Genomic DNA, 276 nt, shown 5'->3' with positions numbered 1-276 from the left:
AGACCCAGGCCGAATGTCAGCGCCTGTTGGGCGTGTTGGCTGAGGCGGGAGTGGCGCCAGGGCAGGCGGGTGACGAGGCCGTGGCTGCCGCGCTGCGGGCTGCCCAGGCCTCGCTGCCCTTTACGTTGTCTTCCCTGCAAGACGCCGATGACATGCAGGCGCTCAGCCTGGCCGTAGAGCGCTTGCGCCGCTTGAAACCGCTGCATAAAGCCCGCTTGCTGAACGCCATGACCCGCTGTGTAGAACACAGCGGCGTGATTCGCGCCGCCGAGGCAG

The 276-nt window shown here is 67.4% G+C and carries 1 protein-coding gene; it reads left to right on the top strand.

Annotation, left to right across the window (positions count from 1 at the left end; all coding sequences use genetic code 11):
• On the top strand, window positions 1-276 hold a 276-nt coding region (locus V0R37_RS22115; RefSeq protein WP_420376560.1), incomplete at both ends, for a hypothetical protein.

This window comes from Pollutimonas rozaliensis (genome assembly GCF_048751585.1).
Taxonomy (GTDB): domain Bacteria; phylum Pseudomonadota; class Gammaproteobacteria; order Burkholderiales; family Burkholderiaceae_B.
The sequence above is the reverse complement of the archived record's forward strand: the minus strand, read 5'-3'. Positions and strand labels throughout refer to the sequence as shown.